Source organism: Selenomonas sp. GACV-9, assembly GCA_900116485.1.
In the GTDB taxonomy this organism is placed as follows: Bacteria; Bacillota; Negativicutes; order Selenomonadales; family Selenomonadaceae; genus Selenomonas_A; species Selenomonas_A ruminantium_G.
Window position 1 is genome coordinate 40614 of the sequence record FPAX01000014.1, and the last position, 15106, is coordinate 55719.

Consider the following 15106-nt stretch of genomic DNA (forward strand, 5'->3'; position numbering starts at 1 on the left):
AGCCTTCCCGTGAAGGGGAAGGCTTTTCGTCCTATTCACGTTTTTATTTTTCCTGTGCGCCAGCCTGTCCATTGACCTGCGGCGACAACTGGCGATACATGAGATCCGCAAGACCAAGACCGCCAGAATCAGCTACCGTCTTCATCAATTCATTATCGCGCATATCCATGAAAATTTTCTGACCGTTGGACTCACCAAACAGCTTGTTTTCGGGAACAGTCGCCCGCATCTGCTTGTACATCATCGACAGGAACATCGCCTCAAAGCCTTTGCAGGCCTCCTTGAGTTCCTTATCGCGCTTGGAAAGTGCGGCCTCATTGACCACATGCTCGGAACGCGCTGCTATTTCAGCCTTGCGCTGGACATCGCGGAGCATCTCCGAGAACTTGGCCGACTCAGCTGCTGTCTTGGCCGAATCGTAAGTGGAATTATCCGTCGCCAACGAGGTATTCAGCCCCATGGCTGTCAAAGGAGCAATCTGCATGCTGTCTCCTCCTTTATCCTGTTATCACATGATCTGCAGTTCCGCATGCAAGGCACCAGCGGCCTTGATTGCCTGCAGGATCGAGATCGTGTCACGCGGCGTCGCGCCCACGGCATTGAGGGCACCAACGATGTCACTGACATTGGCCGTTGCCGGCAGGACTATCGTGCTGGCCTTGTCCTCTTGCACATTGACATCGGCATTGCGGGTCGTGATTGTCGTGCCATAGCTGAACGGATCCGGCTGGTTCGCATTCTCATTCTTCTTGACCTTGATGGAAAGGCCGCCCTGAGTGATGGCAATCTCATCCACCGATACATCACCGCCCATGACGATGGTGCCCGTGCGCTCATTCACGACCACTTTGGCTGCATTATCCGGCATGACCGGCAATTCCTCGATGGTCGAGACAAAGCCGACCACATTGTTGCGGAAGTAGGCCGGAATCGTGATATCGATACGGCCAGGATTGGATGCCTGCGCGATGCTGCCATACTGGGAATTGATGGCATTGGCAATGCGCGCTGCCGTCGTGAAGTCTGGCTCACGCAGCGACAGCGATATCCTGCCCGAGCTGCCGATCTCATCTTCGACACTGCGCTCCACGATGGCGCCGTTCGGCGTGGTGCCCACCGTCGGGAAATTCTTCGTCGCCGTATTGCCGCCGTTGCCAGCCGCAAAGCCGCCCGTCGAGATTGGCCCCTGCGCCACAGCATAGACCGTGCCATTGCCAGCCCGCAGCGGTGTCTGCAGCAATGTACCGCCTTGGATGCTCTTAGCATCGCCGATGGACGAGGTCGTGATATCGATGGTATCGCCCTCACGGACGAACGGCGGCAGCGTAGCCGTCACGACTACGGCTGCGACGTTCTTCGTCTTGAGCGTCGACTGGTCGATGGCCACGCCAAAGCTCTTGAGCATATTGACGATCGACTGGATTGTCTCCGTCGACTTATTGCCATCGCCCGTACCATTGAGGCCGACGACAAGGCCATAGCCCATGAGCTGGTTCGAGCGCACGCCCTGAACCTTCGATATATCCTTGATGCGGGTCGCCGCACTCTCGGCCGCCACCGTTCCCGGCAGCAGGCTTACGGCAAATACGCCCGCCATCAACAAAGCCACTAATTTCTTCATATCGTATCCTTTCCTCCGCCGTCGCCTTAGAACAGGAAGTTGAAAATCTGCGTCAGTATGCCCTGGCGCTGTTTCGCATTGAGCGGGCCCTTGCCGTCAAACCTGACCGTCGCATTGGCTACCTTGGTCGAGGGAATCGTATTGTTGGCCGTCACATCATCCTGACGGCAGACCCCACGGAAGGTAATCTTATGCTCATTGCGGTTCTGCCAGATGGACTGCGTGCCCTCGACCGTCATATTGCCATTCGGCTGCACGTCGACTACCGTGACCGTCACGTTGCCGGTGGTCGTATTCTTCGACGTTGCCTGCCCGTTGGCCTTGAACGAATCCGAACCGCTGGCCGAAGCGGCCTTCAGGAAGTCGAAGATGCCGACACCTGCCGACAGGCTCGTGCTGCCGCTCTTGCTGTTCGAGCTGCCCTTCGTCGCCGTCAGGCTCGTCGACTCGCTGATGACAATGGTCAGGATATCGCCGACATTGCGCGCCTTGCGGTCCGCAAACACATTGTAGGATGAGTCAGCCCAAAGCGACTGTGCCGAGGCCGCCGGCAGGGAAAGTCCCGAGGCGGCCAGGCTCAGAGCGAGCACTGCCGCCAGCTTCTTATATCGTTTCCCCATTTTCTTCATAGGTTCACCTGCTTTCAATTCACGATTTCAACGGTCGCTGCATCGACAACCGTTCCCCGGAGGATTTTCCCCGAGGCCACATTGCGCACCCGGATCTTAGCACCAAGCCGTCCTCGCTGCATGGCTATGCCATTCGCTGAGACTTCGATGCCATGATATTTCACGCGCAGCGTCACCGGTGCACCCACATCGATCACGATTGGCTGCTGCAGCATGACCGACTCCACTGCAGTGCCTTCCTTGATGACCCGGGCCGGGACCCGTCCCGCGACTTCTGTCACTTTTGTCAGGTAACGCCCAGCGCCGCCTAGGACGCGGCGCTCTTCCAGCCGCACGTCCGCAGCAGTTATTGCCTTATCGATGCGCAAGTCATGGGCCGCCACCAGCACCTTATCATAGACACTTACACGATAATAGCAGATGGCACGCCGATAGAACTGCCCATTCACGAAGACGCGCAGATGCACAGGATTTGTCCCGCCATAGCGGATCTTCTGCGGCAGTTCAGCCTCACAGACCACTTCCCCCGGAGGCAGCTCCATAAGCTGTGGCGCGCGAATGAGCTGCAGCTCATGCCGCCGCGTCTCGCCAGCTGCCAAAAGCGTGCTTTCGATCTTCTGCTGGGCGATTTCCGCAAACTTCTCCGGATGGATGACCTGGGTAAAAGCTGGAGCTCCCTGTGCCTGTGCGGCAGGCGGCACGACCAGCAGCGCAAAGAGACAGAAGAAGCCACTCCATAACAAGCATAGAATGGCTAAAGCAAACTTCTTCATTTAAATCAGCGCTTGAGGCCGTTGGCAATCTCCAGCATGGAGTCGGAAGTGGTGACTGCCTTGGAGTTGGACTCATACGCACGCTGCGAGATGATCATGTTGACCATTTCCTCGACGATCTGGACATTGCTCATCTCGAGGGTTCCCTGGGTCAGCGTACCTGCGCCTTCCTCACCCGGATTGCCCTGGATGGCCTCACCCGAAGCCTCAGAAACAATGAACAGGTTCTTGCCGATAGCCGTAAGACCAGCCGGATTGACAAAACGGGCCAGCGTGATCTGACCGACATTCGTCTGCTCACCACCAGCCGGCTTGCAGGAAACCTGACCATCGCCAGCGATGACGATGGAATCACTCGGCGCCGTCTGATCGATGGTGATATCATCAGCAAGCGGATAGCCATCAGATGTTACCATGCGGCGCTGGGAATCGAGCTTGAACGAACCATCACGCGTATAGCCGATCGTGCCGTCCGGCAGCGTGATGCGGAAAAAGCCCTCGCCCTGGATACCGATATCGGTCGGATTATCCGTCGTCTGCAGCGAACCCTGCGTGAACACGCGGTTCGTAGCTGCAACACGCGTGCCAAGGCCGATCTGCATGCCCGTCGGATACTGCGAGTCTGCACCGCTCTGCGCACCGGCATCGCGGATAGTCTGATAGACGAGATCCTGGAACTCTGCCCGGACCTTCTTGCCGCCATACGTGTTGACATTAGCGATGTTGTTGGAGATAACATCCATATTCGTCTGCTGTCCCTTCATGCCGGACGCAGCAGACCAAAGTGCTCTCATCATAGTTAGGATTCCTCCCTTTCCCTTTCACAGATATTGAGGCGTATCTGTTTTCCTCTTCATAGTCTTATCGGTCAAAACCGTCTTTTCCTTAAATTAAACTCTGCCAACCTCATTGACCGACTTGTCGAGCAGCGTATCCTGTGTCGTCACAGCCTTCGAACCAGCCTCGTAGATGCGGTAGTTGTTGATGAGGTTGACCATCTCCGATACGACATTCGTATTGGAGTTCTCGAGCATGCCCTGGAAGATTTCCCCGGTTGCTACCTGGGGCTGTGCCCCCTGCTGCGGATAATAGAGATTATCCCCCTGCTTGAGTACAGCACGGCGGTCTGGGCCGAAGCTCGTAAGCTGCAGCTGTCCGACACGCTGACCATCAGCCATGATCTCGCCCTTGGCACCAATCGTCACTCTGGACACATCGCCCGGGATCGTTATCGGCTGATTGTTTGTCCCCAGTACAGCCTGCCCTCTTACCGTCTGCAGCTGTCCACGAGAGGAGCGATAGAAGTTACCATCACGCGTATAACGCACGCCCTGCGGAGTCTGGATGGCAAAATACCCATCGCCCGAGATGGCCACATCGAGCGGATTGCCCGTCGTCTGGAAACCGCCCTGGGTATGGTCAGTCGCAATCTCATCGATGCGCGAGCCCAGGCCGAGGACGCCAACCGTCGGCGCACTGTCGCCGACACTGAACCCCTTGAACGAGGTCACATTGTTATGATCCTTGCCATCATTGATGCGCTTGATGAGCATCGGCTCAAACTCGCGGCTGATAGCGTCATCACGCTTGAATCCCGTCGTATTGGCGTTGGCCAGATTGTTGGCAATCGTATCCGTACGCTTCGTCTCGGTAATCATGCCGGCACCCGCCGTGTAAAGTCCACGCCACATGTATCTTCACTCCCTTATATCAAGCCTCTCTCCCAAGAAAGGCCATACTATCCCTTACGTCTTTATTTCGCGAAAAAAAGCGAAACTCCTTTTAGGGTTTCGCCTTTCCACAAATTTTATTTTCCCGTCTTGAGGTTCATGGCCTTGCCATCGAACTTCGAGAACGTATCGAGCGCCTTGCCGCAGCCCAGCGCAACGCAAGAAAGCGCATCCTCAGCCAGTGCCGTAGGGATGAACGTCTCACGGCGAATGAGCTCGTCGAGGCCGTACAGCATAGCACCGCCACCCGTCAGCACGATGCCGCGGTCCATGATATCGGCCGACAGCTCTGGCGGCGTATCCTCAAGGACCTTCTTGACGCAGTCGACAATGCGCGTAACCGACTGATGCATTGCCTCAGCAGCCTGACGCGTATTGATTTCCACATTTTTCGGCAGGCCAGAGAGCATGTCACGGCCACGGATATCCATGACCTCATTGCGGGCATCTGCAAAGGCAGCGCCGACACGGATCTTGATATCCTCCGCCGTGCGCTCACCGATCATGATGTTGAACTCCCGTTTCACATAGGCGATGATGTCCTCATCGAACTTATCGCCAGCGATGCGCAGCGATGCACTATTGACAATACCGCCCAACGAGATGACAGCGATATCCGTCGTGCCGCCGCCGATATCGACAACCATCGAGCCGCAAGGCTCAACGATGTCAAGACCAGCGCCAAGAGCAGCTGCCAGCGGTTCCTCGATAAGCTGCGTATGGCGAGCACCAGCCTGTTCAGCGGCTTCCTGCACAGCACGCTGCTCCACCATCGTGACACCCGACGGGATGCAGATCATGATACGCGGACGGAAGACAAAGCTGCGGCCTACCACCTTCTCGATGAAATGGCGCAGCATGCTCTCCGTGATGTCGTAGTCAGCAATGACACCTTCGCGCAGTGGGCGAATGGCCACGATGTTGCCCGGCGTGCGGCCAATCATCTGACGGGCCTCCTCGCCAATGGCCAGCACGCGGTTCGAGTCACGATCTACAGCCACGACCGACGGCTCACGCAGTACGATACCTTTGCCTTTCACATAAACGAGTACGTTCGCCGTACCCAGGTCAATACCAATATCCATAGACATGCCAAACATGTTATTCGCGGTCCCCTTCCAAACTATTGCTATATCAGCATACGAATCTGATATCTATTATACAAATCACGCTGAAAACTTTATGGAGCAAGAGCCTTTCTGACCCCTTCCAAAAATCACATCTTATAATATATAATAAAAAAACGTGAAATACAACAGCTCCGCGCCATTTCTAAAGCATTTCCCTTAAATTAATTCATTTTCACGTCATTTTCGACAATTAGCCTAATTTTATGAAAACTTTCGCTTTTATTTCTTTTTCCAACGCATTGACAAGCCCCATACAGAATGATACGATTAGCTTGACTTAGGGATATTTTTCACATTAATATCTTTCATGAAAAACAGGGGGTTTTTACAACATGAACAACAGAAGAAAAATCGTCGTCATCGGTGCCAGCAACGTCGGCTCTGCCGTTGCTAACAAGATCGCTGACTTCCAGCTCGCAACGGAAGTCGCTCTGATCGACCTGAACGAGGACAAAGCTTGGGGCGAGGCTAAAGACTCCAGCCATGCTACTTCCTGCGTTTACAGCACGAACATCAAGTTCCACCTCGGTGACTACGATGACTGCAAAGACGCTAACATCATCGTCATCACGGCTGGTCCGTCCATCCGCCCGGGTGAGACGCCGGATCGCCTGAAACTGGCTGGCACGAACGCCAAGATCATGCAGTCTGTCTTCGGCGAGATCGTAAAACGCACGAAATCCGCTATGATCATCATGATCACGAACCCGCTCGATGTTGCTACCTATGTTGTTTCCACCCAGTTCGATTATCCGCGCAACCTCATCCTCGGTACTGGTACGATGCTCGAGACGTATCGTTTCCGTCGCATCCTGGCTGACAAGTACCAGGTTGATCCGAAAAACATCAACGGTTATGTTCTCGGTGAGCACGGCAACGCTGCATTCGTTGCTTGGTCCACGACGGGCTGCGCAGGCTTCCCGATTGATGACCTCGACGAGTACTTCCACAAGACGGACAAACTCAGCCACGAGGCTGTTGAGAACGAGCTCGTTCAGGTTGCTTACGACGTTATCAACCGTAAAGGCTTCACGAACACGGGTATCGCTATGGCTGCTTGCCGCTTCATCAAATCCGTCCTGTACGATGAGCACACGATTCTCCCGTGCTCCGCAGTTCTCGAGGGCGAGTATGGTCTCAAAGACGTTGCTCTGTCCATTCCGCGTATGGTCTGCGCTGATGGTATCATGCGTTCCTTCGAGATCCATCTCACGGATGATGAGCTCGAGAAGATGCACAAAGCTGCTCAGAGCGTCCGCAGCGCGCTCGATGGTGCTGGCATCAAATAATTGCTTGCACGCTAAGCATAAAGCTGAAAACAAAGGAGGCTTCCGCCTGGAAGCCTCCTTTTTCATATGCAATCTTATCTTTACGCTTCTCCCTGCCAATAAAGCATGACTGTAACCCAGCCATCCTGCTGCCGGAAATCGCATTGCGCCTTGTACTTATGGATGAAGGACCGCAGTGACATCATGCCCGTGCCATGCCCAGGATCCTCACTGTAAGGCCAGCCATCACTATCGAGCAGCAACGGCTGTGCAAAGCGATTGGCTACCGATAGCACGAACTGGCCGGCATCGTATTGGGCCGTTACCTTGACGGCACGGTCCGTGACTGGCTGCTGCATGCTTGCATGCAGGGCATTTTCCAGCAGATTGGACAGCAGGATTGCCACATCCGTATCCATGCCAATCATATCCCGCGGCAAGTTTATCTTCTGCTGCAGAGGAATCTCCAGGTTGCCCAGATGATAGACATATATCGACAGCGTCGCATTGATAAGGTCATTGGCGCAGAACTCCTGCAAAGCCGTATGCTCAAGCTCAGCCTCCTGCTTGTCGATCAGTTGGCGGGCCTCCTCGATGCGCCCGCTGTCAAGCAGCGTTCCGAGCAGCCGGTTGTAGTGGCGCAAGTCATGGCGGATGATGCGCAGTGCTTGGCGTTTTTCTTCGGTAAGGCGTGTGTATTCCCGCAGGGAATAGAGCTGCTGAGCCAGCAGGTTGTTGCGATTGACCTCCGCCGTATGCTCAGACATCTGATGGCCTGCCATGAGCACCAGGCGGAACATCAAGAAGAAGAAGATCGGCAGCGCCAATCGCCCCACACGCTCAGGAATGCTATGATAAAGCTGCCCATCAAGCATCGGCAGGGCATAGGCAAACAGTACGATCAAGGGCATCAGCGCGATATAGAGGCCAAGCGGCCGGTACTGGAAAAACCGCTGGGTGGGTACCAGCCGGCTGAACAAACGCCGTTCCAGCGGGATCAGCAGCAAGAACAATACGAGATAACAGCTTATCAGTACGAGCATATGCATGAGTTCGCCGTAATCGGCCGGCAGCGTCATGCCGACGATAAAGCCGCTGATGGTATGCATCAGCAGCGAAAACAAGCTGTGCATGCCCAGGACAAACAGATGCTGCACAAAACCGCGGGGAATGCAGTAATAGGCAATCAGGAAAAACGGTATCCAACCAAAGGCCACGAGCAGCTTGAACCGCAGGACATCCCCATCATAGACCGTCAGTACCGCTGCATAGAGCAAAAATGCGACAATTCCCCAGCCAGCGACGAGCAGCTGCAGTTTGCGCCGCTGCTCGTCCAGGACGGTTTTCGCAAAGGGCAGATAGCGGAGCCATACCCCCGTAATCTGCAACAAAACCAAAGCCAATGCCAAGAGCAGTATCATCGTCATTCCTCACTTCCTGAGCAGATAATCCATATAGCTATGGGCCGTCTCGCGATAGAGCCGGCGGCTTATGGGCAGCTGCTCCCCATTCTTCAGTGCAAAGCCATCTTCCTGCAAAGCTGCCACCGCCGCCAGATTGACGAGCAGATGGTTATAACACTCGGCAAAATCAGCTGTGCTCAACATTGTCACGACATCGGTGTAGGACGTATCGACAGGCAAAGTCTCACCTGCCAGCAGATGGATGACCGAGCCGCGGCGCCCGCCAGTCCGATGACTGCCCTTGACATCCACATAGGCAATGCTCCCATAGGGTATCTTGATTTCACGGCCATTGACCTGCACAGCAAGCTCCCTGGCCACGATTCCCGGCAGACAGCGCCGCAGGATATCCAGCAGCTGCGGCAGTTCCCGGCTGATGGGCTTCAACAGATACCCTGCTGGAAAAACCTGATAGCCAGCCAGCGCATAATCGGCACTGCTCGTCAGGAAAACGATCGGCAGTCTTTCCGCCTGCCTGCGGATTGCCTGTGCTGTCTCAATGCCATCCAGATTCCCCATGCGGATATCGAGAAATATCAAATCAATAGCATCGGGCTGGAAATCTGCCAGGAATTCCTCCCCACTGGAAAACAGCCGCAGCTCTGCCTGCGCCACAGCCGCCAGCTCACAGGAACGCAGCGCCTGCTGCAGCTCTTCGCGGGCCTTGGCCTCATCATCGACAATAGCGATTTTCATAACTTTCCCCTACTAAAATCCAGAAAATTACTCCTATTACCATTATACATGATTTTTGCTAAATAGAAAGATTTACCACTTCTGGCATATTGCGACCACTTTTGACCCGCCCGTGGAATTTAAGGAAAAATTTAGCTAAAATTTAAGTGGGATTAATACTGTCATAATAAAGGAGGCCTTACCATGAATGTTCCACCGGTCAAGCGCCGTCGCATATTAGCTGTCGATGACGATGCCATGAACCGCATGATGCTCGACGCCATCCTGAGCACCGACTACGACTTTGCAGCCGCCACAGGCGGCCCCGAGGCTCTGGCCATGCTGGCGAACCAGGCTGCCGACCTCATCCTGCTCGACATCAACATGCCCGAGATGGATGGCTTTGCCGTACTGTCTGCCTTACAACAGGACGAGAAGACACAAGAGATTCCCGTAATCATGCTGACGGGAGACCTCGATCAGGAAACCGAAGTCAAAGGCATCCAGGCCGGCGCCTTCGACTTTGTCCATAAGCCATTCATTCCCACGCTTATCCTGCGCCGCATCGAAAGGACCCTCGAGCTCAAGGCCCTGCAACACCACATGCAGCAGGAAATCGACCGCCAGACAGCGATTGCCCAGGCCCAGCTGGCCTCCACGCAACGGCTGTTCCGCGAGATGATCGAGACGCTAGCCGACACGATCGATGCCAAGGACACTTACACCAACGGTCATTCCCACCGCGTAGCGGATTACGCGCAGGAAATCGCCCGCCGGGCAGGTAAGTCAGCCGAATATCAGCGCACCGTCTACTATATGGCGCAGCTCCATGATATCGGCAAGATTGGCATCCCATCGAGCCTTATCAACAAAAAAAGCCAGCTGACCGATGAAGAGTACGCCGCCATCCAGCAGCATACCGTGATTGGCAGCGACATCCTGGCCCATGTAGGTGAAATGCCTGAACTGGCCGGCGCCTCCCGCAGCCATCATGAACGCTACGACGGCACTGGCTATCCCGACGGCCTTGCCGGCACTGCTATCCCCGAAAAGGTCCGCATCATCGCCGTGGCCGATACTTATGATGCCATGGCCTCCAAGCGCAGTTACCGCGACGTCTTGCCCCAGGCTGTCGTCCGGCAGGAAATGGAAAAAGCCCGCGGCACACAGCTTGATCCCGATTTTGTGGACATCATGCTGCAGATGATCGATGAAGACAGCAGCTACAAAATGCGGGAGGGAGCCAAATGAATCACGAATCACAGCGCAGTCTGTCCCAATGGGGCACACTGCTGATCATCAGCTTTATCCTGATTGTCCTCGGCGCCGCCTGCTGGATCTTTTCCACCAGCACCTTCGATCAGCCTAAGCCCAAGGCTGGCATTGTCCTGCTCGGCGGCATTGACGAAGAGGGCTGGAACGCCCCACAGTACCGAGGCATCCGCAGGGCCTGCGACAACATGCACATCGAGCTCTTGACCAAAGAACGCATCATCGGCCCCGGTGCCTGCACCCAGGCCGTCCAGGAGCTGACCCGCGACGGTGCCGGCATGATTTTTCTGGCCAGCTATTCTTACTCCGAGGAGGCCCAAAAATTCGTGCGCGAATATCCGCAGATAGCTTTTGGCACCAACTCCGCAGAATGCCATGCCCGCAATATGACCTCCTATTTCATCCGCATGTATCAAGGCCGCTATCTGGCCGGGGCCCTTGCCGGCATGCGCACCAAGAGCAATGTCATCGGCTATGTTGCCGCCATGCAGAACTCCGAAGTCAACCGCGGCATCAATGCCTTTACGCTCGGTGTCCAGCAGACCAATCCTGACGCCCGTGTCGTCGTCATGTGGACAGGCAGCTGGCAGGATGAAGAAAAAGAGGCTGCCGAAGCCCGCCGCCTGATAACCGAGGCCGGCGCTGACATCCTGACCTATCATCAGGACGAGCCAGCTGCCGCCAACGTCGCCGAGGAGCTCGGCATCGACTACATCGGCTATTACGAGGACTTAGGCAAGCACCCCTGGCGTTCTGACCATGCACTGACTTCTGTAATCTGCAATTGGGATCGCTACTACGAAGACATTATCCGCCGCTATCTCAAAGGCGAGCTCAACTACGTCGATAAGCAATGGGTCGGTATGGAGGCTGGATTCGTCGAGCTCTGTGACTTCTCGGCAGCTGTCACAGCCGCCGAAAAGGAACGGCTGGAGCAAATCAAACAAGCGATGCTCGCCGGTCACTTCGTCTTTGCGGGTGAAATCTACGACCGGCAGGGCAAGCTGCGCTGCCGTCCCGATGAATCCATCCGCGACGACCGTCTGCTCCAACATATGGACTGGCTGGTAAAGGGGGTAGACGTCCTTGAATAACCGCAGAAAAATGCTTTTGACTATTGCGATGATGCTGTTCCTGCTCGTGCTCTCAGGCATCTTCATCCAGCAAAAGATCGTCACCTTGCTCAACAACGCGGCCGAACACTCCGTAGCCCGGCAGACCGAGGATATCTCGCTGCTAGCTGGCGAGCGTTTCCGCCGTTTCCTGACCCCGCTGCAGACTGCAGCCATGCACCTTAGCACCCATGAAGAAGACAAGCAGGACGTACTCCATATGCTGTCCCTGCAGACGCCCGAAGGCCAGGCCGGCCTTATCGACTTTGAGCGTCACACCCTGGGCCGCCCTGTATCGAGCGACTCATTCCCGCGCCTGCAGATGGCCTTCCATGGCAACACGGTCATCGACTACAACCCCGACATCGGCATCCTGCTCGCCACACCAGTATCCTACGGCGACAATGTCCGCTATGTCCTCTATCAGATATATCCCACCGATGCTCTGACCGGCCTGTTTGCCCTCTCCGACTACGATGCCTTTACCCATGTCATCATCCAATACCGCGATGGCAGCCTGGCCGTTCCCTACGAAAACTACACCACCGAGGACGCGCGGTTCTGGGCCGACGATGCCATCCAACAGGGCATGCAGGAAGTCCACCAGCGGCTCCTGCACAGCAAGGCAGCTGCCGTCTACACCGAAGGGGCTGAGGGAAAATTCTTCGTCTTCGGTGCCGACCTGCCCCAGACCGACTTCTCGATGATCGGCTTTATGCCCTGGTCAGCCGTTGCCGGACAGATCATGAGCGTCTACCAGCGCGTATTCTTCCTCTTCACGCTGATGCTCGTGCTCTTCGCCTGCCTGAGCATCTATCTGCTCATGGCTCAGACGCGTGTGGCCGAAAACGAGGAGCTGCGCAAGGCCCGGGCTGCAGCTGACGAGGCCAATCAGGCCAAAAGCCAGTTCCTTGCCAACATGAGTCACGAGATCCGCACACCACTCAACGCTATCAGCGGCATGAACGAAATGATCCTCCGCCAGGCACCGCCGGGCGAGATCCAGCAGTACGCCTATAACATCAAATCGGCATCCACAGCTCTGCTGAGCCTTATCAACGAGATCCTCGACTTCTCAAAAATCGAGTCCGGCCATATGGAAATCGTGCCTGCCGACTACAAACTGACTGAGCTGCTGCGCGAAGTCTGCACGCTGGTGGGCGTGCGCGCCCAGGCCAAAGACCTGCAGTTCAAGATCCATGTGGATCCCTATCTACCCAACGGTCTCTATGGAGATGGCGGCCGCCTGCGCCAGATTCTCATAAACATCCTCAACAACGCTATCAAATACACCCCCGCAGGCTCAGTCACCCTCGATATCAGCGGGCATCGCCACGAAAGCACCCTCTATCTGCGGGCTGCCATAACCGACACAGGCATCGGCATCCGTGAGGAGGACAAGGACCGCTTGTTCCATGTCTTCGAGCGCCTCGATATCAAGCGCAACTGCAAGATTGAAGGCACAGGCCTCGGCCTTGCCATCACCCACCGCCTGCTGACCATGATGGAGGGCACGATAAACGTCAGCAGCATCTACGGCGAAGGCAGTACCTTTACGATTGAATTGCCACAGGCCGTCCACTCCTTTGACCCAGTCGGCGCGTTCAGCCTGGCTGCGCCTCAGGACCTTGACGCTAGCGAAATGCACCAAGTCAGCTTTATCGCCCCTGAGGCCCATGTGCTCATCGTCGATGACAACGAGATGAACTGCTTTGTCGCCAACAGCCTGCTCCAGGAAACGCAGGTGCAGACCACCATCGCCCACAGCGGTGCCGAGGCCCTGAGCGCCCTCAAGCAGCAACATTTCGATGTGGTATTGCTCGACTACATGATGCCGGGCATGGATGGCGTCGAAACCCTGCATAAAGCCAAAGAGCTGTTAGGCGAAAGCACCACCCGCTTTATCGCCTTGACAGCCACGGCCATCTCGGGTTCACGGGAAAAATTCCTCAGTGAAGGCTTTGACAATTATCTGAGCAAACCCATGACTGGCGATGACCTGACGGCCATGATGCGCCGCTATCTGCCGCCAAAGCTGCTCCAGGAGCCGCCATGCGCCGAGCCGCAGCCAGTGCCGGTCCCGATGGCCAGTGACAGCCAAACGGCCCCAACACCTGCTGCCAGATCCCAGCCACTCATCGACCGCGAAGTGGGCCTGAAATACTGCAACAACATGCAAGTGCTCTACGACAAGGTATTGGCCATGTTCAGCGAGCAGTCGAAGGAAAAGATCGCGCAACTCGATCAGGACCTTTCCGAGGCCAACTGGCAGGACTACCGCATCAATATCCATGCGCTGAAGTCAACAGCCCTGACCATTGGCTGCCGTTCGCTTAACGAAGCCGCCAAAACCCAGGAACAGGCCGCCAAGGACTACCTGGCCGACGATGCAACCCCCGACCAGCAGGAACAGGCTGCCGCCTATATTAAACAGCATCATGCCGACATCATGAAACTCTATCAGCAAGTCGCTGAGCTGGCTGCAGCTCAAGCATAAGAATAGGCTGCTGCACGTCACAATCGCGTGCAGCAGCCTATTTGCGTTATCCTAGCTGAACAAGACTCATTTATTTGTATGCCAATGCGTGCGTACATTGCCGATATGCCAATGATAACGCTGCGTATACTTCGGGATATGGCTGTCCCTGATCTGGAAGGTATGTCTTACCTTCTGATGCGGCGCTACCTTCACATTCGTATTGTTATGCAGGCTGGAATTCTGATAGATGACGCCACCGCTTGGTCTCGTAACCGTGAGGTCGTATTGGATTGACTTGGCATACGCCGTCCGATCGCCAGTGTTGTCAAAATAACCAATGACCGCCGCTCTACCAGGCGCCATGAGCTTGACATGCTCTACATGGAACGTGATATGCGGCCGTGCCTCCGCTCCCTGCAGGCAAAACATACTGCCCAAGACGAAAATAGCCAGGAACGCCAATAGTGTGGACTTGAAGATGCGCATAAGAAAGCCTCCCTTGATGAATCGCGCTAAATATACATACCAATAGTATTGAACCACCATACCCTTAAATGCGCCTTAAAAGTCCAGAATAATTACAGTTTGTCTGTTAGTGCGAGATTACAATAAGCTTGATACAGCTCAGCTGGGGTGAGGGTGGGTGCACTTTTTCTCCGCTCCGCTAAATGACCCGCGCTGGTGTATAAGTACGTATTTAGTTACATGCGCCGGGCAGGCCGGCGGCGCGCCAATACATCTTGACGTTCTAGCTGGTACCTACCGCGTGCCATCCCTCACTGCGTTCGGGCAATCGCTCCGTCTACGAAGAAAGTGTACCCACCCTCGCCCTCTGTTACGTTTGAATAATCTTGCTCTGTCTCGGCTAAAGGCCACGAATTACATCGATGTGCTTGTTACGAGAGCAACGGTTCGTACAAATTCAACCTTCCGTTACCAAAGGGGCGAACGGGG

Annotated in this window: 14 protein-coding genes; 4 read left to right on the top strand and 10 right to left on the bottom strand. The window is 55.3% G+C overall.

Annotated elements, in window-relative coordinates; genetic code table 11:
* Positions 1 to 43: 43 nt before the first annotated feature.
* The 7 genes from BM322_RS10535 to BM322_RS10565 all read right to left on the bottom strand — a co-directional run bounded on the left by BM322_RS10535 (position 44) and on the right by BM322_RS10565 (position 5853).
* A complete protein-coding gene (locus BM322_RS10535; protein ID WP_075430279.1) occupies positions 44 to 484 on the bottom strand; it encodes a rod-binding protein in 441 nt (146 codons plus the stop codon).
* A gap of 24 nt (positions 485 to 508) precedes the next feature.
* A complete protein-coding gene (locus tag BM322_RS10540; RefSeq protein ID WP_075430281.1) occupies positions 509 to 1621 on the bottom strand; it encodes a flagellar basal body P-ring protein FlgI in 1113 nt (370 codons plus the stop codon).
* Between the two features lie 26 nt (positions 1622 to 1647).
* A complete protein-coding gene (locus BM322_RS10545; protein ID WP_075430301.1) occupies positions 1648 to 2241 on the bottom strand; it encodes a flagellar basal body L-ring protein FlgH in 594 nt (197 codons plus the stop codon).
* A gap of 23 nt (positions 2242 to 2264) precedes the next feature.
* Complete coding sequence (gene flgA / locus BM322_RS10550) at positions 2265 to 3023, bottom strand: flagellar basal body P-ring formation chaperone FlgA (RefSeq protein WP_075430283.1); 759 nt, start codon at positions 3021 to 3023, stop codon at positions 2265 to 2267.
* A 5-nt stretch (positions 3024 to 3028) separates the two neighbouring features.
* Positions 3029 to 3820, bottom strand: coding sequence for a flagellar basal-body rod protein FlgG (flgG, locus tag BM322_RS10555; RefSeq protein WP_075430285.1), 792 nt, complete (start codon positions 3818 to 3820; stop codon positions 3029 to 3031).
* A 93-nt stretch (positions 3821 to 3913) separates the two neighbouring features.
* The gene (locus BM322_RS10560) at positions 3914 to 4714 is read right to left on the bottom strand and encodes a flagellar hook-basal body protein (protein ID WP_075430286.1); all 801 of its coding nucleotides are present in this window, start codon (positions 4712 to 4714) and stop codon (positions 3914 to 3916) included.
* A 116-nt stretch (positions 4715 to 4830) separates the two neighbouring features.
* Complete coding sequence (locus BM322_RS10565) at positions 4831 to 5853, bottom strand: rod shape-determining protein (protein WP_075430288.1); 1023 nt, start codon at positions 5851 to 5853, stop codon at positions 4831 to 4833.
* Between the two features lie 362 nt (positions 5854 to 6215).
* Here BM322_RS10565 and BM322_RS10570 point away from each other — a divergent pair, with 362 nt between their 5' ends.
* On the top strand, positions 6216 to 7172 hold the full coding sequence (locus BM322_RS10570; protein ID WP_075430289.1) for an L-lactate dehydrogenase: 957 nt from the start codon (positions 6216 to 6218) through the stop codon (positions 7170 to 7172).
* 80 nt (positions 7173 to 7252) lie between these two features.
* On the opposite strand, the gene BM322_RS10575 is transcribed toward BM322_RS10570, so the two are convergent.
* Both BM322_RS10575 and BM322_RS10580 read right to left on the bottom strand, forming a co-directional pair.
* Entirely contained in the window at positions 7253 to 8578 is a 1326-nt protein-coding gene (locus BM322_RS10575; protein WP_075430291.1) for a GHKL domain-containing protein, read from the bottom strand.
* 3 nt (positions 8579 to 8581) lie between these two features.
* On the bottom strand, positions 8582 to 9310 hold the full coding sequence (locus BM322_RS10580) for a LytTR family DNA-binding domain-containing protein (RefSeq protein WP_075430293.1): 729 nt from the start codon (positions 9308 to 9310) through the stop codon (positions 8582 to 8584).
* Positions 9311 to 9493: 183 nt separating this feature from the next.
* On the opposite strand from BM322_RS10580, the gene BM322_RS10585 reads away from it, so the two are divergent.
* The 3 genes from BM322_RS10585 to BM322_RS10595 are packed head-to-tail and all read left to right on the top strand — an operon-like array spanning position 9494 to position 14170.
* The gene (locus BM322_RS10585; protein ID WP_075430294.1) at positions 9494 to 10540 is read left to right on the top strand and encodes an HD-GYP domain-containing protein; all 1047 of its coding nucleotides are present in this window, start codon (positions 9494 to 9496) and stop codon (positions 10538 to 10540) included.
* On the top strand, positions 10537 to 11655 hold the full coding sequence (locus BM322_RS10590) for a BMP family ABC transporter substrate-binding protein (RefSeq protein ID WP_075430295.1): 1119 nt from the start codon (positions 10537 to 10539) through the stop codon (positions 11653 to 11655). The genes BM322_RS10585 and BM322_RS10590 overlap by 4 nt, the downstream gene beginning before the upstream one ends.
* Entirely contained in the window at positions 11648 to 14170 is a 2523-nt protein-coding gene (locus BM322_RS10595) for an ATP-binding protein (protein WP_075430296.1), read from the top strand. The genes BM322_RS10590 and BM322_RS10595 overlap by 8 nt, the downstream gene beginning before the upstream one ends.
* Positions 14171 to 14236: 66 nt before the next feature.
* Here the strand turns inward: BM322_RS10595 and BM322_RS10600 are convergent, their stop codons facing one another.
* A complete protein-coding gene (locus tag BM322_RS10600; RefSeq protein ID WP_075430297.1) occupies positions 14237 to 14638 on the bottom strand; it encodes a hypothetical protein in 402 nt (133 codons plus the stop codon).
* Positions 14639 to 15106 lie beyond the last annotated feature (468 nt).